Origin of the sequence: Pedobacter jeongneungensis (assembly GCF_000633455.1) — a bacterium.
GTDB lineage: Bacteria > Bacteroidota > Bacteroidia > Sphingobacteriales > Sphingobacteriaceae > Pedobacter > Pedobacter jeongneungensis_A.
Genome location: NZ_AYMG01000038.1, coordinates 162,034 through 183,698 on the forward strand (window position 1 = coordinate 162,034; position 21,665 = coordinate 183,698).

Annotated in this window: 12 protein-coding genes; all 12 read right to left on the minus strand. The window is 42.5% G+C overall.

What is annotated here, in order from left to right:
• Positions 1–41: 41 nt before the first annotated feature.
• On the minus strand, positions 42–1,898 hold the full coding sequence (locus U859_RS0127985; RefSeq protein WP_025146525.1) for a RagB/SusD family nutrient uptake outer membrane protein: 1,857 nt from the start codon (positions 1,896–1,898) through the stop codon (positions 42–44).
• Between the two features lie 10 nt (positions 1,899–1,908).
• Entirely contained in the window at positions 1,909–5,169 is a 3,261-nt protein-coding gene (locus U859_RS0127990) for a SusC/RagA family TonB-linked outer membrane protein (RefSeq protein WP_025146526.1), read from the minus strand.
• Positions 5,170–5,310: 141 nt separating this feature from the next.
• On the minus strand, positions 5,311–9,708 hold the full coding sequence (locus U859_RS0127995; RefSeq protein ID WP_025146527.1) for a hybrid sensor histidine kinase/response regulator transcription factor: 4,398 nt from the start codon (positions 9,706–9,708) through the stop codon (positions 5,311–5,313).
• Between the two features lie 329 nt (positions 9,709–10,037).
• Complete coding sequence (locus tag U859_RS0128000; protein ID WP_162800070.1) at positions 10,038–10,649, minus strand: hypothetical protein; 612 nt, start codon at positions 10,647–10,649, stop codon at positions 10,038–10,040.
• Between the two features lie 19 nt (positions 10,650–10,668).
• Entirely contained in the window at positions 10,669–11,709 is a 1,041-nt protein-coding gene (locus U859_RS0128005) for a hypothetical protein (RefSeq protein ID WP_025146529.1), read from the minus strand.
• Positions 11,710–11,883: 174 nt separating this feature from the next.
• Positions 11,884–13,470, minus strand: coding sequence for a S8 family peptidase (locus tag U859_RS0128010; RefSeq protein ID WP_025146530.1), 1,587 nt, complete (start codon positions 13,468–13,470; stop codon positions 11,884–11,886).
• Between the two features lie 130 nt (positions 13,471–13,600).
• A complete protein-coding gene (locus U859_RS0128015) occupies positions 13,601–15,217 on the minus strand; it encodes a trypsin-like peptidase domain-containing protein (protein ID WP_025146531.1) in 1,617 nt (538 codons plus the stop codon).
• Positions 15,218–15,330: 113 nt separating this feature from the next.
• The gene (locus U859_RS0128020) at positions 15,331–16,479 is read right to left on the minus strand and encodes a TlpA disulfide reductase family protein (protein ID WP_025146532.1); all 1,149 of its coding nucleotides are present in this window, start codon (positions 16,477–16,479) and stop codon (positions 15,331–15,333) included.
• Between the two features lie 53 nt (positions 16,480–16,532).
• The gene (locus U859_RS0128025; RefSeq protein WP_025146533.1) at positions 16,533–17,663 is read right to left on the minus strand and encodes a TlpA disulfide reductase family protein; all 1,131 of its coding nucleotides are present in this window, start codon (positions 17,661–17,663) and stop codon (positions 16,533–16,535) included.
• A 65-nt stretch (positions 17,664–17,728) separates the two neighbouring features.
• Entirely contained in the window at positions 17,729–19,357 is a 1,629-nt protein-coding gene (locus U859_RS0128030) for a PKD-like family lipoprotein (RefSeq protein ID WP_025146534.1), read from the minus strand.
• Positions 19,358–19,374: 17 nt separating this feature from the next.
• Positions 19,375–20,166 carry a DUF4843 domain-containing protein gene (locus U859_RS0128035; protein ID WP_025146535.1) on the minus strand — a complete coding sequence of 264 codons (792 nt, stop codon included), beginning with the start codon at positions 20,164–20,166 and terminating at the stop codon, positions 19,375–19,377.
• A 25-nt stretch (positions 20,167–20,191) separates the two neighbouring features.
• A complete protein-coding gene (locus tag U859_RS0128040; RefSeq protein ID WP_162800071.1) occupies positions 20,192–21,643 on the minus strand; it encodes a RagB/SusD family nutrient uptake outer membrane protein in 1,452 nt (483 codons plus the stop codon).
• Positions 21,644–21,665: the final 22 nt, after the last annotated feature.

Consider the following 21,665-nt stretch of genomic DNA (forward strand, 5'->3'; position numbering starts at 1 on the left):
TAAAAACCCGCAGCTCGGCCGAGCTGCGGATAAATGTTTATTTAATAACCATAGTCCTGGGTCAACACTCCGCTGCTGGCATTGATTACATTAATATATATCGGATAGAGCTCACTTTTATTCGGCTGAAAGGCGAAGGCAAACAAACTGGTATATACCGGATTAATCTGATTGTATCCAACCCAGGGCACACGTGTTGTTCCGGCAGGAACAGTGGAGGATGCTGGTTTATACAAACTATTGGCCCATATCCTGGAATCATCCGCAGAAGTTGTGTTAAAATAATACATGAACTGCGGGAGGCTGCTGACCAGACAATATGCAGCGGGTGAAGCCATATAACTTGGCGCATTCATGGCAACAGGCGTGGCATTCCCAAGATTCCCCAGATTTATTCTGGTTTCATTTAAAGCGGTTTGCAGCAAATTCCAGCGGATCAGGTCATACTTGCGTATACCTTCGGAACCGAACTCGAGGTATCTTTCCCTGACGATGAATTTGAAGAAACCATCATAATCGGCTGGAATATTTGGCACTAATGCGGCATTGCCGCTATGCGCCCTTTTACTGACCTCGGTAACCGCGGCAAGCGCGTCCGCTGTTGGGCCATGGTTAATTTCATTGACTGCTTCGGCATACATTAGCAAAACGTCCGAAAATCGGATCAACACCCAGTTAATCCCTGAAAAAAGGGTTGCATTTGTAGGGTTGGCAGGATTTGCCCACCATTCTCTGCGATACTTACCGTCATAGATGCTGGTTATTGCATGACCGGTTCTGTTGATACCGTCGGATTTTGTTTCGTACGGTACTGCAGTTACGTCCCGACGAACGTCCGTAGAATCAAAAGCGTAGTAATAAGTGGGTAACACCAACGGAGAGCCGCCCCCCACTCCCGCAAAGCGGGTACCGTTATATATCCCGATACGCCCATCGGTAGTTCCGGTTGCGCCGCCTTCGGCAACCTGAAACATGAGTTCTCCATTGGGCTCATTGGCAAGCCTGCTACAAACATAGTCTTTCCATACCGCTTTATAGCTTGGGTTTAAATTGTGTTGATCCCTTCGTGCCATAACTTCCGCACATTCATCTCTTGCTATCGTATAATACTTCAGATAATCCGGGCGTCTCTGCATTTGCTGCGGAGATCTTCTTAGTGAATAACCGGCCCTGGCCAGTGCAATTCTGGCCCTGAGCGCTTTGACCGCCCCTTTGGTTAACCGCTCATCTGCGGCATCGCCAAGGGTAGCAACTTCGGTCCTCCAGGGCATCAGGTCAGAGGCTATTTTCAGGTCCCCTATAATACGGTCATAAATGGTATCCCTATCTGTTTTGGGCAGGAACAGGTTTTCCGATTCTGCTGAAGGACTAAAGGCAGCCGGCACATCTCCCCAATGTTTGATAAGATCAAAATAAAACTGGGCACGTAACGTCAGTGCTTCCCCGTATAGTCTTCGAAGCTGGCCTTTCTGAAGCGGACTGCCATTGCTGTATAAATCCATCAGGGGGATTTGTTGAATGCAGATGTTTGCCCTTTCTATCCCCGCATAACAGTTGCTGTAAGCAGTGGAAAGTCCCCCGTTGGACGAAATTACATTGTAGCGGGCCAGATCTCTCCGCTCATTATCCCTTGTAGCACCTCCGGCGCCCATCATTTCATCGGTATCATACGGATAGTAGCCACTGAGGTAAAGGCCGTAGGCATTTTGTGTGGATAAACTGTTGTAAATCCCGATAACGGCAGACTTCGCATAAGGTACATTGCTGAATACAAATTTCTGACTGAATGAAGAAACAGGTTCAGGTTCCAGAAATTTTTTACACGAAATTAAAAGTGTTGTTGAGGCGATCAACAAAAGAGAAAGATATTTTATTGTGAAGATATTTGTCCTTTTCATAATTAAAGTATTAAAATGTAACATTTACACCTGCAACATATACGCGTGATTTTGGATAAGCAGAGTAATCCACACCGGCAGTGATAGGTGTCGACCGCCTGGTACTCACATCAGGGTCATATCCTGAATATCCGGTAATGGTACCCAGATTATTTCCGGTAACGAATACCCTGAAACTTGCTATGCGCAGCTTAGAACTTAACGCGCTCGGCAGGGTATAACCCAGGGTCAGGTTGTTTATTCTTAAAAAAGAACCATTTTCTATTGCAAAGGACTGGCTGTTACTCCACTCAATACCCTGTACGGGGATCCAGTATTGTGCATTTGCGTTTAAAGCATTCAAAATTTCGGGTGATGCACCGATTACCCCGATGGCAGCACTTGGCACCCCTTGCAACTGAACGCCCGTGTTAGGATCGACAGTGCGATAGCGGTCATTGAAGCTGCTCAGTAAATTGGCTCCATTGGTATAACTGCTGGTAAACTCCAGTTTATTGTAATTGGCAACCTTTCCCCCAATAGAATAATTTAAAAAGATTGATGCATCAAAGTTTTTCCAGCTAAATTGCTGGCCAAATCCCCCAATCACCCTTGGCAGGGCATGTCCCAGTACGGTGTAATCAGCGGTATTGATCAGCCCGTCACCATTGATGTCGACAAATTTTTGCGTTCCCGGCTGTATGGTCGATGAGCTGATTGCTGAAACCGGAACCCCTGGTTTTAGCGTGTATCTTGTTGTTGCCCATGGATAAGCCGGGTTGGTGTATGGAACAGCATTAAAGTCAGAAACTTTATAATATCCGTCATTTTTTAATCCCCAGAATGTTCCTACCTCCTCACCTACTTTTACCAGGAAGTCTGCGGGTTGTTGAGAGGTATTGAAATAACCGGAGTTGGACAGAAACTGTTGCTGGGCACCTAGGCTTTTAATAATATTTTTATTGGTGGAAATATTGAAGTTAACACTCCACTTGAAAGATTTTTGCTGCAGTATTGTTCCGTTGATCTGTAGTTCCAATCCTGTATTTTGTGTTGCTCCTACGTTTTGGAACTGACTGCCATAACCAGAATTGGCAGGGATAACATTATTGATGAGCAGCTGGCTGGTCGTATTCCTGTAAGCGTCTAAAGTCAGCGATAACCGCCCTTTAAAAAAGGAAGCGTCCAATCCGATATTTCTGGATATCTGGGATTCCCATTGCAGGTTAGGGTTGCCCAAACCCGTGGTAGAGGAACCAAATGTAAAAAGGTCATTAAGAAAATAGGAACGCCCGGCGGCAAAAAAATTACCGTATGAATAAGGGGTGATGCGGTTATTACCGATCGAACCGTAGCTTAATCTAAGTTTCAGTTCAGAAATTAATGTCTGGTTTTTGAGAAAATTTTCTTCCGAGATCCTCCAGGCCAATGATCCTGATGGAAAATAACCCCAACGGTGTTCAGGTCCAAAAATTGAACTGCCGTCGGCCCGGAGGTTGAATGTTGCAAAGTACCGTTGCTGGTAGTTGTAACTTATCCTGGAGAAAAACGAAAGGTTGTTGATCGGAACTTCGCTTACTGTTGGCGGTATCACAGTCTGGGCCAGGCTATAATTTGCAAAGGCCTGATCAGGGGTGGTACCAACAGGAAAATTGCGCAAGTCAAGCAAGCTTGTAGTTTGATAAGTCTGATAAAGTTCCTGGCCAATTAAAATATTTACCGCGTGTTTTGAGCCCAAAATCGCTGAGTTGTCATAGTTTAGCGTGTTTGAATTGTTTATCGTACGGGTATTGGCCGTGGCAAGCAACAATAAGGGTTGTTTACCACCAGTGGTACGGGAATTATAGGTTACTGTATCATCAAATGACCGGTTGGTGTTATTATTGAAATCAATAGCGGCAATTGATTTAAAAACAATTTTTTTACTCAGCTGATAGCTAACATTAGCATTCAGGTTCAGTACATTATTGGATTTCCTGCGGTACTGGTTCTGGAGTTCTTTTAATGGATTTATCAACGAGAGTCCATTGCCCGCGGTAGCATTCGCCTGGTTGACATCGTAATAATCTTCCTCCTGACCAGGTAGCAAGAGCGGCTGGTAACGAACAATCTGCCGAAGATTGTTACTTGAAGCTCCACCTACATCGGAAGTACCCTGTCCATCCAGACGATTGTTATTATAACGGACATTGAAACCAATCTTCATTTTCGAGGTTGCCTGGTGGTCGAACCTGAAATTGATCAGCCCCCTTGTGTATTTGGTATACATCAGTATGCCATCCTGGTTATTGTAAGTTGCACTCAGATTATACTGGGTCTGCTTGGTTCCACCACTCACACTGAAATTGTGGGTTTGCATAAATGCATTTCTGCCAAACAATTTATCCTGCCAGTTTATAGCTTCCACATTCTTTATGGCAGTTACCACGCTGTAAGGATTGCCAGTCTTATAGTAACGGGATAAAACGGTCGTGTCCCCGGTAATCTTGGCGCGTTCATACTGAAATTCCACAAATTCATATGGACTCATGACCTCCAGTTCTTTCGGCAGCTGTTGTATGGCCAGGGAATTATTATAATTGATCGTGGTTTTTCCCTGTGTGTCCTTTCCACCTTTGGTCGTTATGATAACGACCCCGTTCGACCCCCTTGCCCCATAGATGGACGTTGATGCGGCATCCTTCAAAACATCGATGGACTCGATATCCTGCGGGGAAAGTACATTTATTGCATTGTCCACCTGCACTCCATCTACGATGTACAGCGGCGAACCGCTCTGGGTTATGGACGTTCTCCCGCGAATGTAAATATCCGCCTGCGCGCCTGGGGCGCCTTCTGAAACGGTCACCTGAACGCCTGCGAGTTTCCCTTGCAATGCTTCTGCTGCCGACAGGGTCGGGTTGTCCCGAAGGTCTTTTGCCGAAACTGAAGATACCGCGCCTGTTAGGTCCCTGCGTTTCACCGTCTGGTAACCTATGGCAACCACTTCATCCAGAACCTTACTATCCTGTTCAAGTCTGACATCCAGTACGGTGCGCTCACCAACTGAAATTTCTTTCACCTTATATCCCACTGATGTGTAGACCAGTAGGGCTTGGCCCTGTGGAAGTCCGATGCGATAGGTACCATCATTGGAAGTAACGGTACCGATTGTTGTTCCTTTTAGTTTAATACTTACCCCTGGAAGATTTTCCCCGCTTTCATCTGTTACCTTGCCAGTAACGGTACGTGTCTGCGCACATACGGAGCTGACAAAAAGCATCAGCAGGAATTGCTGTAAAACTTTTCTCATAAATTGTGTTATTAAATATTTGGTTATCGACTGGGTTATTCAACCCAAACTTTAAAAACAAACTTATGATCTAAGCAAAAAAAAGCGGTTCAAAAATTGGTATAAATGGTATAAAAATTGTTAAAAACCAAACCCAAAACGCTATCCTGAGGCTTTAGCCTTTAGTTTCAGGTAATCTGAGGGTGTGAGGTGCAGGTGTTCTTTGAAACAGGTACTGAAATACTTTGCATTTTTAAAACCAACCATATAAGCGATCTCTGAGATGTTATACTCACCTGAATCGAGGTATTGCTTTGCACGCTTGATGCGAATCTCTGAGACGAACTCTACCGGGGTGAGTGTGGTCAGGCTTTTGAGCTTTTTGTAAAATGTAGAACGTCCCATGTTCATTAATTCTGCAATATCATCAATATTAAAGTCTGCCTCCATCATCCGCTCCTCAAGAAACAGGATAATCTTTTTCAGGAATAATTCATCAGTATGGGTAATCACAATTTCATTGGGCCCGGGTATGCGTGTTTTTTTTCCCTGAATCAGCTTGTCTGTAATTTTTTTTCTTTGATTGATCAGATTAGTGATGCAGGCCAATAGAAATTCATTTTGAAAAGGCTTGGTAACGTAGTAATCGGCACCATATCTCAACCCCTCCAGCTGATGCTCGACAGCTGATCTCGCGGTCAGCAGTATTACCGGTATGTGACTGGTCAGGTTATTATTTTTAATTTCTTCCAGCATTTCTATACCATCCATTTCCGGCATCATAACATCGCTCAAAATCAGATCTGGCATTAGTTTTCTGGCCATATTTAACCCGGTCTGACCATTATCTGCGACCTCTACCCGATAATGTTGGCTTAACTGAAGGTTTAAGAAGGTGCGCAAATCACTGTTATCCTCCACGAGCAGCAGTAAAGGTGCATCAACAAGAGGGGGTTTGCTTTTCTGCACTACCTCCTCTAAAACAGTGGTCTCAATCGGAGAACTTGACATGCCAGTATCTTTTAGGTCAGTGTAAGAAATACCAACTGCATTCAGGTAATCCTTTCCAAGCGGAAGTTCAATAACCACCGTGAGTCCATGGCGGTCATTATTGCGGGCAAAAATATGTCCACGATGCAATTCAGTCATTTCGCGGGATAATGCTAATCCAATTCCGGTTCCGCTTAGTTGATTTTGGGAATTCTGCTCACCGACATAATACAATTCGAAAATATCGGACAGCCTGCTTTCCTCAACTCCTCCGGCCTGATCAAAAATTTCAATTCTAAACGTTTTGTGTTCAAAACATTGGGATACCAGAATTCCGATTGTCGTGTCCGGCCTGCTGAACTTGAAAGCATTCGATAAGACGTTATAAAGAATGACGTCAATTTTCTCGGAGTCTAGCCATACCAAAAAATCCTGACTTGTATCATCCATACTCAGCGTGATATTTTTTTCCCTGGCAACATCGTTAAAATACGCGCAGATATTTCTGATAAAACCCAGAATAAGGAATTGTGAAATTAGCAGACGCCCATTTCCACTCTCAATTTTGTTATGTTCCAAAAGCTGGTTAATAAATTTGAGTAGCCTTTTGGCATTTCTACTGACGATATCCAGGTGCTGACGCACAGGATAGGACAATTGCTGATCTTTTTTGATTTCTTCAACAGGATTTATAATCAATGTTAGCGGGGTACGAAGTTCGTGAGAGATTTTTGTAAAAAAATTCACTTTTAAATCTGCCATTTTTTGTCCAACAACCACCCGCTGTCTTAAGGATAATAATGTGAGCACGACCCGTCGGATGCTCCAGATGAGCACTATGGACAAAAGTATATAAATCAGATAAGCCCACCAGGTCAGATAAAAAGGGGGCAGAATAGTGATGACCAGACTTTTAAACGGGGTATTAAGGTAATCACCGGTATTGACTGCCCTGACCTGGAATGTATATCTCCCGTGTGGTAAGTTGGTGTAGGTTGCCCGTCGTTCACCCTTATTATCGCGCCATCCATTGTCAAATCCGATCAGACGGTATTCATAGGCCTGCCTGTTATTTGGCCGGTAATCCAGCAGGCAGTAATCTATACTGACTGTATTTTGATCATGTTCCAGCTTAAGTTGAGCAATTTGATTAATATCTTCTTTCAGTATTTCATTTTTATTATTTTCTCTTACTTCAGCATTATTAATCAGTAGTTTAGTGAGCACCATGTTTATTGCTTTTTTTTTACTGGTAATCTGACCAGGCGCAAATAACACATACCCGCACAGGGAACCGAAGACCATATCTCCTGAGGGAAGTTTTAAACAGGAAGCTTCGGAAAACCCGGATTTTGGAAGGCCGTTATAATAATCAAAGTTAATCACCTTTCCGGTTTGAGGGTTGAATCTGGAGAGTCCATTTTCAGTGGAGAGCCATAGCAAACGGGAATTATCTTCGGTGCAACCAAATACGTAATCACTTGGAAAACCGTTGTCCATGGTATAAGATCTAAAACGCAGCATTCTCAAAGGGTTTCCTCCCGACGCCCTGTTGAGTCCTCCGCCTGAGGTAGCGAGCCACATCACATCTTTTGAGTCGCGAAAAATATACTGGATATCGTTTTTTCCGAGGCTCAGGCTGTCACCCGGTACTTTAGTAAAACACTTGTAACCCATCAGGGTATTGCCTGAGCGCGCAAGGGACAAAACCATCAGGCCGTCTGTTGTACCGATCCATATGTTTTTATTGACATCCTCCCGCAAGTAACGAACTTTTAAAAAACTACGCTGCGGCAGGGTCGCCATGGCGTTGTTTCTGTTTAAGAAAGTCACCATCCCATTTTCTTCCCTGACAAGATTTATTCCTCCTCCGAAAGTTCCTACCCATACCCTATCCCGGTGGTCTATCTGAATAGCATAAATACTGTTATTGCTCAAGGTATACTTATCTTTTTCGTTATTAAGAAAATGCTGAAGCCTGTAACGGCGCTGAGCGGAATCCAGCGGGTCTGCCCGGTATAAGCCATTTGATCTTGTACCTAACCACAGTCTTCCCTGTTTATCCTGCGTGATACAGTAGACGATGCCTATCCCCTGAGCGGGTTCGTTCTCAAAAGTAATTCCGAGTTTTTTTCCATTTTCAACAGTATACACCTTTCCGGATTTTGAAGCGAGCCATAGCCGATTTTTACTATCATTGAAAATACCCCGGATTTCATTATCAGAACGGTTGTCTGTAGTTTCAACAACCCGTCGTACATGAAAGTTAGCGCCTGAAAACATGATTTTATTCAAACCCTTATCATCTGTATGAATCCACAAATTGCCCAGAGGGTCCAAGTAGGAAAGTATAGTCACATTTGAAAAAAGACTTTTTTCTCTACCGGGTTCATTATAGAAGTAGGCTATTTTTTCATTATGTTCATCATAATAGCCGAATCCACCCTGCCTCATGCTGACCCATACCAGGCCCTGAGCATCTTCGAATACTTTAAAAAAATTAGAGGTGTGTTCATAATAAGCATCCACGCGCTGATAAAAAGACTGGAATTTTCCTGTGGTCGGGCTGTATCGTACTGCCCCAAAATTTTTTGCATGTAACCACAGAAAACCGCGCCTGTCCTGATATATGCTATAAAAGATTCCTGCCTGCTTCATGACATGTTCACTTTTAACCCGCTTATCCTGTCCAATGGTCAATAGTCCGGCATTAGCGGTTGTAGCATACAAATTTTGCCTATCTTTTGCGTAAAAAATGGCTGTCAGCTGGTGTGCGGAGACTTTATTAATGCTAAATTTCCCTGTGTGCTTATCAAAAGTTATGACTTCACCATTTGAAGTACCGATACTCACCTCGCGATGGTCATCATCAATACAGCTGTAGTCGCGGTCCGCTCTGTACTGACTTCCAATATCGAAAAGTCTGTAGGCTCCCCGATAACGGGTCAAGCAGGAAAGACCTGCCTTAGTCAGTAACCAGATTCTGAAGTCCTTATCTTCATAAACCATATTAATGGTATTCGACCGGATATGACTACTGCCCCTGGATTCTTTAGAAAAATGGGTGTAGCCTGGATGAACTGCGCCAGGATCCTGAAAGATAAAAATTCCACTATTAAGCGTCGTAATTAAAATAGCTCCATGCTTTGTTCGAATTATTTTATCAAAAACCGGCACTGTGGCGGTTTTGCTGACACTTTTAAACATTATGGGTAAAAACTGGTTGGTTTTTCTGCTGAAGCGATAAATTCTGTTGTCATAAGACCTGAGCCAAATGTTACCGGCACGGTCCTCTACCATTGTTTCAATTCTGCTGCTGCCAAGGCTGGAGCTATCTCCGGGACGTGATTTGTATACTACAAAATTATTTCCGTCGAATCGGTTGAGTCCATCCCAACTTCCAAACCACATGAAGCCCTGTTGATCCCGAAGCATGCACATGATCCGGTTATGTGAAAGGCCGTTCTCGGTGGAATAATGCTGAACAGTAGCCTTGAGCTGAGCTTTTACCAAAACGCTTGCAAAGGCAAAAAATAATATCGCAAGATATTGAACGGATGTTCTGAACATGATGGGTGCTGATCTATTTGGCTTTAAACAAGGTAAAAATCTGGTTGGTGATAAGCAAATAGTATCGCGATAAAAAGTATGCAATCGTTGCCAGAAAGATGGTTTTAAAGCCTTTCGCTAACCCAAATTCAACAGGCAGGCCTTTGAGACAGACTAAAACAGCTTTTCATGTCCCGTTTTTTTAAGTATGAGCCGGCAATCTCATAAAATCAAAGCAGGGCTAACCCTGCTTTGATTTTCGTGACTAACCTAAATAAAATCCTAAAACCAACCAGCTCAAAGGTGGGCAATATTCATCAGCAGGCTTTTATCGTAAAGATTTAGAAACCTCAGCTTTTTGGCGAAGAAATGCCAGGGTTTATTTTTTTAGATTTTTTCATTGAGTCGATAGCTTTAGGGGTAACGTTGTAATAATAGGTGTTGTTACTGGGAAGCATTTTAAAATATTTCTGATGGTTTTTGAAAGGGTTGTTGTCCCGGTTGAGGTATAGGGAGATGCTCATAATCCGCCCAACTTCATAATCATGGATCTGCTCCATCAGGGCATCCCGTTTCGCAGAATAATAAAAAAGATAAAACATATTATTAGGCATGTGGCTGTAATTGAATATGCCAACAAGCCTGAAATCGAGCAATTGACTACTCGGCGGTGTGTTTCCGGTAAACCTGTCCGGTCCCACCCTGGTTAGAAACTGAGTGTCGGAAGGTGCTTTACCCAGCCTATGAATCTCATCATTGTTAATAAATTCAAACCTTGCATCATTTCTCATGACGTTTGGTTTATCCCAGCCGGACTTGCCCACCTCATCGCCCGAGAAAAGCATCGAGATGTAATGAAACTGATGAACTCCAGTCGGAAAGTTTTCCTTCCTGATGCCTGACTGAGCAAACGCTGAGGCGCTGATCAGGCAGAAAAGCAGGTTAAGCAGATTTTTTTTCATAACCATAACAAAAACTTGATTATTGTGAAATGATTCCTTCATATATAAACCGTTCATTTGCTGCCCCGACTACAGGACTATTAAAATTCATATAAACACCATGATTTCTATTATTTTGATAGGTTGCCAAACTTCCTGCGAATCCAGTATCCTGTCCGTAAAAAGTGTATTCACTGGAATATCTAAAGTGACTCTGGCTCAAAAATTTCCTGGTTATTTTGAATCCACGCGAATTAGTCTGTCCGATCTGAAGCCCTTCCATCAAATTGGCACTGGAAGTAAATTCGGTTTTACCATCATCATCCACCAGTGCACTCCTGATTTCCTGATCAGTAATCCAAATGGTAGCGGTCGCGATTCCTGAAGTCGAATTATTGATCAAAAAATCATTTTCAAGATGGGTAATTTGTCCGATACTTCCGGATATCTCGATACGGGGAGCTACATTAAGATCCTTCTCAAACTTGTAACGGGCAGAAAATTGATTGGGAAAAGTTAACGCATATTTATAGGGCACTACAACGTTGACATTCAAATTCCTGCCCGCCAAATAGCCAGCATATTCAACTCGAGCTTTAAAATACGGTAATTCAGGATAAACTGCCTGACTGCCCACAGAGATGGAGGTAGAGTAATCGGTTTCATAACCGGCAGGATATCCGGCCGGACCACCCCAGCCATAAAATCCAAACCCAGAGACTTCAACCATACCATAATAAAACCCCGGTAAACTGTAATCCTCAGTAAAAGTGTTATCTGACATTAGTCTATTGATTTTCGGCAGTCCAGCGCTGAAAATCCCCTTCTCCAAAGCATAAGTATTTAAAGCGGCTATAGCCTTTTGGTGAAGGGAAAGTTTTAATAGACTATCCACAAACCTATATTCAGAAAATGATAACCCCTTTACTGCGGTAGGGTTAATCTTGACGGAAAGCGCCGATTTGGCAACTACATCAAAAGATTTATGTTCGTCTTTCTTACAAGAATAAGTTGAAATTACCAACACAAGGATTATTGTGATTAGCATTTTTGATTGTTTAAGAGCGTTGTTTTTTTTCATTTTAATCTATTTTATTTTATTAATGTTTATTCTTATTCTAAAGAATGCCTATTAGTTGTTCTTAAAGAGTAGATGCAGGCGACATCCATCAACCTGCATTACCGTCATCACTAACTATTTAATCAAACTTAATTTTTCTTTATACTTCATTGCTGTTATAGCTATAATTGCAGTTTATTCTTTAGATTTTTCAGCAAGCTGAAAAGCTTTATATGCATTTACAACACCTCCGCTTACGCAGAGTTCAGAAAATGGAACTGAAACAAGCTCATTTCCTTTTCTAAACTCAACCTCATGCTCTACCTTAACTACGGACTGTAAAATAATTCTCTTGATTTCCGCAGCACTGAACCTTGGATAAAGGGATCTTAATTCCCCCGCAAGACCTGCCACAACAGGCGCCGCCATACTAGTTCCATCGAGTTTTTTGTATTGTGAGCCTGGAACGGTCGAATTAATCTGAACACCGGGTGCGAAAACATCAACCTGGGATTTACCGAAATTGGAAAAACCTGCCTTTAGGCTCTTATCATCTTTTAACGAGGATGCCCCTACTGTGATCCAGCAATCTATTGTTTTTTGAGCAACACCTTTACGGTTTGGAAAATTATCCTCCAGGTCTATATCCTTATTTTCATTGCCTGCGGCCTGAACCATCAGTACATCTTTGGATGCGGCATACTTAATTGCCTCCCTTACCAATTCCGGCTCAGCGGAATAGGATTTCCCAAAACTCATATTGATTACCCTGGCGCCGTTATCCACAGCATAGCGGATGGAATTTGCAACATCTTTATCACGTTCGTCCCCATCAGGAACACAGCGCACAGCCATAATCAAAACCTGGTCTGCTACTCCGGAAATACCAATTTTATTTGACCTGTCAGCTGCAATGATGCCGGCGACATGTGTACCATGCATAGCATCCGGTCCGGCAACATCACTGTTTCCATAAAATTTTTCCTTGAAATTTTTAGGATCATCCCCAACGACTGATCTCGGATCGAAAGCAGTATTAAGCTGATATTTCACTTCATTATCCAAATGTTCAAGACCAGACAGAATCTGGTTTTGATAAAATTCAGCATACGAAGTACGCTTTAACTGCTGAATTAAAACATTTTTGATCCGCTCCTCAGTCGGGTTCTGGGGAGAAAATTTTTCAACGTCCTGTATAGAAGGGTTTTCATTACCAATTTTTTTCAGGGTATTGTCCAGGGCATTTTTAAAGCTTGTTATCCCAGCGAGATTCTGTTTGGCCCGTTTAAGTTTCTCTTCCAGTACTGCCTTTTGTTCGATATACAATGCCCAGTCTTTTTTCTCTGCGTCGTTCAAGTCATTTTCTTTTTTATCGCCAAACCTATCTGATGCTGCGCGCACCAGACGGGTCAGTTCAAGGGTTTCTTTTCCAACCGAGCCGCCCGTTCCCCCTAGAAAGTTCCAGCCATGAATGTCATCGATATACCCGTTGCGGTCATCATCTTTTTTGTTTCCAACAATTTCTTTTTTATTGACCCACATGATGTTTTTTAAATCTTCATGTGTGGCTTCCACCCCGCCATCATTCACCGCTACTATGACTTTAATGCCTTTTTTGCCCTTAATCAGTTCTTTGTATGCCTTTTCCATACTGATTCCAAATACCGAATCTGCGGCCAAGTCTAAATTTTGCCAGTTGGTTTTTTGCGCAAGGGCAGGAAGCGAACCTGCACACAATGAAAAGAATAAGGCTACGATTATGCTTAAAGATTTTTTATTCATTTTTGTTGTTATTTTTTTTCCGTAAGAACTAAATCAGTCCAATTTTTTGGGCTGTTTATCTACTAAAATTCTATTATGAAGGTTAATTATGATTTAATAGATGTATTAAATCCCCTTCTTTATTTTACCTTCAAAAATTAATCCTGCTGACTACTGAGGAGAGAAACTGTGTGATTGCAACCGGGGTAATCACTACGTTAGTTGTCCGGCTATAACGGGCAATATTGAGCCCCATAAATGCTCCATCAGCGTTAAATACCGGTCCACCACAGTTGGTAGATAAAATCTTGCCATCGTGAAGAAACACTAAGCCGAAGCCATCTCGCTGCTCACTTTTACCTCCCGGATAGTCGTCGGCTATATTAAGCGGTCTTTGTGGATACTGGGACAATTTAACCTCGATATTTTGTTCAACACCATTCCTGCGAAGCAGAACGCCAAGGGATCCCCCTGGTTTTCCATTTTGTGTCTGTGTAAGAAACTGTTCGCTGGTGTGCACTGGCGTGCTGCCAACTTTCAGCAGTTCATCCCCAACTTTAATAAGAGTATCACCTGCTGCGCTTTTGTTTACAGCGTACACCAGCAGCTTTCCATTTTGCTCTTCAGTAAAAACACCAAGGTAACCGCCCCTTAACTTGCCTGCCATATTAAATATTTCCGAACCCAGTACACTGAAAGAAAATGTTCCGTCAGCATAAGGTGAAACCAGAAATTCGCCCAAAGATTCTTCTGTTTTTTTTACTGTTTTTTTCAAATCGATAGCGATAGCATTTTTTAGCTTATAGTCTACCCCCATCAACACTAAATCGGCTTTTTCATCCCTTGCTACTATTCTTGCCGGAACTTCCTTTTCTTTACCAATATCAACAGTAGGATCGTTTCCAATCAATGAACTTTTACCCAGCAGTAAGCCCTGTCCGACACCTTTATACCTGCCCGTACCTTTTAGGTTAATTGCGGTGGTAAATGCGGCGGTCATTTTCCCCTTTAACAAGCTGTATATTTTAAAGGTCGTACCTTTCCAGGTGCTGTTGCTTTTCCCCAATATTTTATTTATCTGATCAAAATTAAACGGGGAAGTCTCCATCTCAACTTTCTGTTTATTTCCCTCAGGATTAATGGCGGGCAGTCTTTGATAATCTACAGCTTGAAGCAGTGGAGTCCAGTATTTAAGGTATAGATCAACGGGAACATCAAAATTGCTTTGCAAGGCATTGCGTATACTGCTCCGTAATCCGATAACCTGTCCGGCAAGGTTAAAAGTAGGACCTCCGGAATCCCCTGGTTCCATCAGGCAGGTGGTTCTGAGCATGCCTGCCCTGTCTTTACTCTCTACTTCAGCGACATATCCGAATCGTATGAGTGAAATAGCAGGCTCTAACGGCGCAGGGTAGCCAATACTCAGGCAAGGTTCATTTACCGTCAATGCTAGAGTTGTACCCATTTGTGCAAAAGGGTAGCTGTCAGATTGGATGATTTTCAATACGGCGGCATCGATTTCCGCAATGCGCCCTAATCCGCTGGCCAGGCACTTCTGTCCATCGGGAAAAGTAACCTGATATAATCTTTTAGGGAATGCGGCATGAGCAACGGTAAGAATTACCCCTTCCGGACTCACAACTACTCCCGAAAACCTGTTCCCTGTAATTCTTTTGTTTTGCCCGTCATAATCACTAATCAAAACGGTGGCTTTTCTCCCGCGTTCGATGGCCAGCTTCAGCCTGGACTCCATTTCAGGAAGGCTCATTTTCTGGGCTCGGCTGGCGAATGAAAGGGTTAGGAGGAAAATTAGGAATATATAATTAAATCCAGATCCTTTGTGTGTTGGCATATAGATTTTAATGGCTGATGATTATTTGTTTAATTGGTATTGAGTTTTTTTGTTACCAGGTTTTTATCTTCCGGAAACAGTTTTTCCATCATTTCACCAAGCGCCGGACCGCGAAGGTTCCTTGCAATGATTTTGCCGGACGGATCTATCAAAAAATTAACGGGTATAGCGTCCACTTTGTACAAGGCACTAATCACCCCCTTGTAACCTTTCAGTTCAGATCCCTGATCCCATGTGAGTGAGTCCGTTCTGATTGCTTTAGCCCAGCTTGACCTTCCTTTTTCCCCTTCATCTAATGAGATCCCCAGAACCTTGAAATTTTGGTCTTTGTATTTTGCATAAACCTTACGAAGGTTTGGGTTTTCCATTCTGCAGGGCAGGCACCAGCTTGCCCAGAAATCAACCAGTACATAGCCGCCACGATAAGAATTGAGGGAAATCATTTTCCCATCTTCGCTGGGAATAGCGAAATCGGGCGCCTGAATCCCGATCACAATGTCAAAAAGCCTCGAATATTTTCTACCTGCGACAGATTCTCTCAAAGCTGCTGGAAACCTAAAAAAGTAAGATTTTGCTTTTGGAAGGTTATAAGCAGGATCAACAGTTTTGGCAAGCAGTTCCAATGCCACTAATGAGTTTGGATGGGTGGTAATAAACTGCTCCTGTGCAGGAATCTGACGCCCCGAAAGTTCCTTGTAAGCAGCTTCCACTTTGGGCGCTTCAGTCTTAACCATTTCCGACCATTTTCTGGCAGACTGCAGTGCGGCTTCCTGAATCTGAAATGGTTCTAAAAGCCTGACAAGCTCCTGATGGTCAAGATTCAGTTGCGTTCCACTGACTGCAGCATCTTTCAACAAACCCTTAGAGCTTACTTTAACCGTTCCATTTTCCAGATAGATATCAATCTGGTCCAGGCGATTAGGCTTTCTGGAATAACTGAATTCCGCCGGACGGACAAAAAGAGTTGCTTTTATGGAATAAGGTACTGAACCTGAAACAACGAATTTACCTTGCTCAATCTTTGCGCTATCCCGGTGTTCCTTTCCGTCAATATTGTAATAAACGCATGCCTCAGCTGGCCCGTCAATTGGCTTAACTTCTCCTTTAAGTACATATTTCTGCTGACTGAAAGCTAAAAACGGTATAATGGAAAACAGGATAATTATGATTTTTTTCATTATTGTGTGTTGCTGCTAATCTGTTGTTATGGATTTATTAGTATGCCGAAGCCCTATTTGGTCTTTGAAAAAATGTCTGCAAGCTTATCACTCAGCTCGGCTCCCCTTAAGTTTATGGCAATCACTTTTCCGGCAGGATCGATGAGAAAATTTGTCGGGATTGCAGTTACCCCGTACAGGATTGCTGCTGCATTTGAGTTACCCAGAAGATCTGAAAGCTGCTCATAAGGCAAAGCATCATCCTTGATCGCTTTAAGCCAGTTTTCCTTTGTTGTAGTTCCCCCGTCCATTGAAATACCCAAAACGGTGAATTGCTTATCCTTGTATTGGTTGTAAGCTTTTACCACATTTGGATTTTCTTTTCTGCAAGGTACACACCAGCTTGCCCAAAAATCAAGCAACACATACTTTCCTTTATATGCAGATAGGCTTTTCATTTCATCATTTGCATTCTTCATAGAGAAATCCGGTGCGAGCGACCCTATTTTAACCGGGGTTATCGTTCCTATCGCTTCAAGAAAACGCTGAGCAAACGCAGAAGACTGAAGTTCTTTGCTCAAGAATCCGATGAGCATCCTTGATTTCGGCGGATCGGTTTTAGGATTATATTTAGACCTGATCAAATCAAGACTGACTAAGGAATTCCCATGGGATTTAACAAAAGCAACCTGAGCGTCTTCCTTTTTTGAGGCTAGTTCATCAAACTGTCTTCTTAACTTTACCTGCAATTCATCATTACCTTCTGCATTTTTATAAGCGGTATTCAACAGGGTTTCCTCTTTTCTAAAAGCAGATAGTACCTCAACCAGGCTTTGCTGATCCTTATTAAGTTGCGTACCGCTAATCTTGGCATGAAGAAGAGAATCTGGAGATTGTATCGAAATTTTTCCACTCTCAAGATAGACGCCTATCTGGTCAGGTGCAGGTGACTGATTTAAAGTCTCTCCCCTTTGCTTAAGAATTACAAACGCTCTGGTTATCTGACCTACTTTTCCCTTCAACTGAAAAACACCATTATCAACTGCTGCTGAGTCTTTGCCCAGCCGACCATTAATATTATAATAAAGGTAGACCTTGGCAGGGTAAGTAATGTTTTTGACTTTACCCGTTATGAAATATTCTTGTTGGGCAAGCGCCGTAATCGGAAGTGCTGCAATCAGTAGTAAAATTAATTTTGTTTTCATTTGTTATATTTATTAGGGTAAACAGTGGGGTTAGGCTGAACAGTTCGTTTTGTTCAGCCTGTATACTAGTAATATCGGTACATGGAATGAAAGAGGGAGGTGAAGGTTGCGGTGCTATTTCCGTTAGGAACTGCATAAATCAAGGACTTAATGCGTCCTGTACCTTCGAAAACGGCTCCTGTCTGAGTCAATGTTGTGCCCAGTACGGTAAACCGGTAAACCTTGTATTTTCCATTCAGATAAGTTGCTACAACCAGGTTTCTAAAGTTGTTGGCAGTAATGGCATCATATTGTGCATCAATAAATTTCACATAAGTGATCTCTTCGCCTCCGAAATTATACATTGATGAACTGTAGACCTGGGTATCGATGTTATAGTATCCCAGGTTGCTTCCTTTTGCGAAATAAATAATTGGGTTATTCTTATTTATTGCAAAGAGACTGGCCGAGGCCAAATCGGGATAGCTGGAACTCAACAGATCACGTTTAAAAGCGATGGGGCTGAAATTACCGTTACCATATCTTGAGGGAAGAAGTAATTCAGTGTTGAGTCCGACAAGCATCATATCACTGCTATTGTCCTTTTTGAGAAGACCATAAGCTCTTCCGTTGGACGACTGTAAGCTATCCAGGGTACCATCGGTATTCCCCATGAAAACCAGCTGAGCGCCCATTTTATTTGAAGAAACATTGTAAGGGTAGCTAAACTTGCTGCCAGTGAGGAACCTGTCGGGAAAGTAGCTGATATCTGTCTGTTTGTAACGCAGGGTTACGAATGAAGCGGATTTTTTATCGAAGCCCAGGATATAACCTACATTGGCGTTATTGAATTTATAGGGTGCCAGTGTAAAGTATGGTGAAAGACTATAATCCCCTGAACGTTGCGGCAGAAAGCTGCTTGAATTGGGGTCCATCCCTTGTGCTGCTCCGTCGTTAACGATACCCATCAGGTTAGGATCGCACACAAGGGCTTGAAAATTACGGGAAGCAGGCACAGGTGGTTCATAGAATAACCCATCGGTACTGGAGAGTATTCTTTCATCTCTTACTCTATAAGCAAGCACTTCTTTGGAACTAACTGGAATCAGACAGGTATTATTGCTAACAAAAAATTTGGTAATGGGATTATACCAGGTGTAAAAAGCTGTAAAACCAATATCTACTGGCAGTCCAGCCATAGGAGCACCATTTTTTGCTGTGATGATATTGGTGACACTTTGATTTCCAACAGCATTAGTATAAAATGCGTCCATCTCTGTATTGCCATCTGCGGTTGCTTTCAGTAAATACCAACCTCGCTCAGCCCTGCTGACCACGTTGAATGAAATCTTCGAGAAGGAGCTCACACCAGTTACGGTATTGGACACTTCAAACTTTAGGTTAAGTGTGCCCAGACTGTCGAGCGTATAGCTCAAGGCTTTCTTATCTGAGATTTGCTTGTAAACCGTCAGGCTGGAGCTTGCCTGTACGGTTTTAAACCACTTGTAGGTGAAATTGGCTTCCTGCCCACCATAAGCCACAGTGGGATTTATACTCAGCACATCACCTATAAATTTTTCGCTTACAGTTGTTGCCGATATTGTGATATCAGGTAATGGAGTAATATCGTTGTTATTTTTTTTACATCCATACATTGCGCAGAAGATAACTAAGGCGGCAATTACGATGGAAAGTTTATATTTTAGACTTAACATGTTCTTGGATTTTATGATTAAAGATTAGGAAAAGTCACCGCAGTTGAAGGCAAAAGCGGATTCTCCCGAAGTTCGGTCAGACCGGCAGCCTTTCGGGTTGCATTTAAGTCTTTCAAAGCCTGGGTAAACTTGAAAAGATAGAATGCCTGTGCATTAAGGTCTACCGGGTTGGTAAGGGTTGTGATAAATGCAGCATCCCATGGTTTACCTGACTGTTCAATCATGAATTGATGTTTTACTGAACCATAGCTTCCCAGGAAAAACGAGGGTGTCCAGTTTGATGGCTGAAACAGGCGATCAGAAATGTAAATGATCCCTTCGGTATGATCGGAGTTACCTGGCTTGAAGTCATCTGAAGTAGTGATTTTAAACCTAAGCTGGTAAACTTTATCTTTCAGGCTGGGGTCCCTTTTAAGTACAACGGGAATATAAGCTTCGTACTTACCCGCATCCACCTTCATTAACTTTTTTATATTTTCATCATCAAAGGAAACGTATTGAACACCGGCTACCGCATCGGGATAGGCAGAGGTTGTATTGGGGTCCGTGAAAGCTGATAATTTAATAAAGCTAGTTTTAGAGGGCACAGTGCCCACTGTCCTAACCCGCAAAAAGACGGTATCGGTAGATCTGGATGAGTTAAGATAATAGAAGGAGGAATACGCCGTAGTGACTTCTTTAATATCGTATAAAGAATAAAATTCAAGATACTGTTGACCTGTATAAGCTGCTGGTAGTTCTTTTTTACATCCAGCCAAAGTTAGAACTGTCAATGAAACAGCGATTGTGTTTATGATTTTTTTGATCATCTCTAATTGAATTTAATGGATAAAATTATTGGCCAAGACCGATTTCTCTACTAGGAAGCGGCAGTACATATTCAGCTTCTCCGGTAGAATGGTCACTCCACATCATATTGGTTATCCCAAGGCGTTTGTACAGGTAAAAAATCTGACCTTCAGCATAAAAGTCTTTGATGTATTCTCTAATCAGGATATCCTGCCTGTTTGTTTCTGTAAGGGTAATCGGTGCGACCTCCCTCGCTGTACGATAGGCGGTATAATAGGTATTGGCATCGGTAAGGCTCGAACACTCCATCATAATCAAATACATTTCCGAGAGTCTGATCATCGGGATCGAAAACACATTACTATTGGGCACTGTTGTGGTCGCTGCCAGAAGATCTGCATACTTCTTGGTGGAGGATGCATTACCCGAAAAATATGAGGTTGAAATTGAATAAAACAGCGCATATCTGAGATCAGAGGTTTCACTCTGATAGAGGTCTGAAATGATCTTGGACTGCTGAATTACCTGAGTAGCCTGTGAACCACTGGAAACCAGGGCATCGTTGAAATTCTCGATGTTAAGGCCAAATAAATGCTCAGTAAAGAATACGTAATTTCTGGAAGAGAGGTTACTTCTAACGCCAAAGGTAAATTTTTTCGCTCCGTTAGGATCGACTGCATCAATAACCATTTTTGCATACCTCGCCGCATTCACTTTATCACCCATCCATAAACGTACTCTTGCCTGAAGACCAAGAACTGCGTAATAATTCATGCGGTTCTGCCTCCAGTACCAGTATTGCTGCTGATATTCTGTGTAAGCTGCGAATGTACGGTTTAGTGATGCGGGTGAGTATTTAGAAATGGGATCATAGGTTGCAAGCAACTGTTCAGCCTTATCCAGATCAGCGGTCAGTTTTGCCATGTAGTTGCTGTAGGAATCATACGAATAAGCGCTTTTATCTACCGTTGTCACATAAGGAAGATATCCCTTGGATCCTGGATTAGAAGGTATCGGGCCAAATAGTCGCATCAGATCAAAGTGAACAAATGCCCTGATTGCCAGTCCTTCCCCTTCTGTACACTTGGCTAGCCTTTCTTCAAGCACATTCTGAGTGGTTAGTGCATTTAAGAGTGTATTGGTATTCAGTATGGTATTATACTGATTTAGAAACATTGTGTTGAGCGCGGCATCCACTTCAGTGCTTTTATAGAGATGGTGAGCGAGCTGATAATTAACCCCATTAGTTGCTGTTGCAGCGGGGTAATACCAAAGCTGTGCCATAAAATCTGTACCACCACTGTTTAAAAACGCAGCGGGTGAATAATTTTTTCTCATCCCGATATAGATACCTGCAAGCGCATCAGTATACCCCTGAGGACTGGCGAATAGTTTATCCGCAGTGGTAACGGTTGCTGGTTCCACGGTTAGAAATTTTTTGCACGAACTGCTGAACATGATCAGGAACATCAGTCCTATTAGTTGAATCTTTTTCATTATGTTAGCTTTGAATTGTTCC

Coding starts and splice junctions, on each gene's coding strand:
- U859_RS0127985 (WP_025146525.1), bottom strand. CDS start 1,898: ATGAAAAGGACAAATATCTTCACAATAAAATATCTTTCTCTTTTGTTG.
- U859_RS0127990 (WP_025146526.1), bottom strand. CDS start 5,169: ATGAGAAAAGTTTTACAGCAATTCCTGCTGATGCTTTTTGTCAGCTCC.
- U859_RS0127995 (WP_025146527.1), bottom strand. CDS start 9,708: ATGTTCAGAACATCCGTTCAATATCTTGCGATATTATTTTTTGCCTTT.
- U859_RS0128000 (WP_162800070.1), bottom strand. CDS start 10,649: ATGAAAAAAAATCTGCTTAACCTGCTTTTCTGCCTGATCAGCGCCTCA.
- U859_RS0128005 (WP_025146529.1), bottom strand. CDS start 11,709: ATGAAAAAAAACAACGCTCTTAAACAATCAAAAATGCTAATCACAATA.
- U859_RS0128010 (WP_025146530.1), bottom strand. CDS start 13,470: ATGAATAAAAAATCTTTAAGCATAATCGTAGCCTTATTCTTTTCATTG.
- U859_RS0128015 (WP_025146531.1), bottom strand. CDS start 15,217: ATGAGCCTTCCTGAAATGGAGTCCAGGCTGAAGCTGGCCATCGAACGC.
- U859_RS0128020 (WP_025146532.1), bottom strand. CDS start 16,479: ATGAAAAAAATCATAATTATCCTGTTTTCCATTATACCGTTTTTAGCT.
- U859_RS0128025 (WP_025146533.1), bottom strand. CDS start 17,663: ATGAAAACAAAATTAATTTTACTACTGATTGCAGCACTTCCGATTACG.
- U859_RS0128030 (WP_025146534.1), bottom strand. CDS start 19,357: ATGTTAAGTCTAAAATATAAACTTTCCATCGTAATTGCCGCCTTAGTT.
- U859_RS0128035 (WP_025146535.1), bottom strand. CDS start 20,166: ATGATCAAAAAAATCATAAACACAATCGCTGTTTCATTGACAGTTCTA.
- U859_RS0128040 (WP_162800071.1), bottom strand. CDS start 21,643: ATGAAAAAGATTCAACTAATAGGACTGATGTTCCTGATCATGTTCAGC.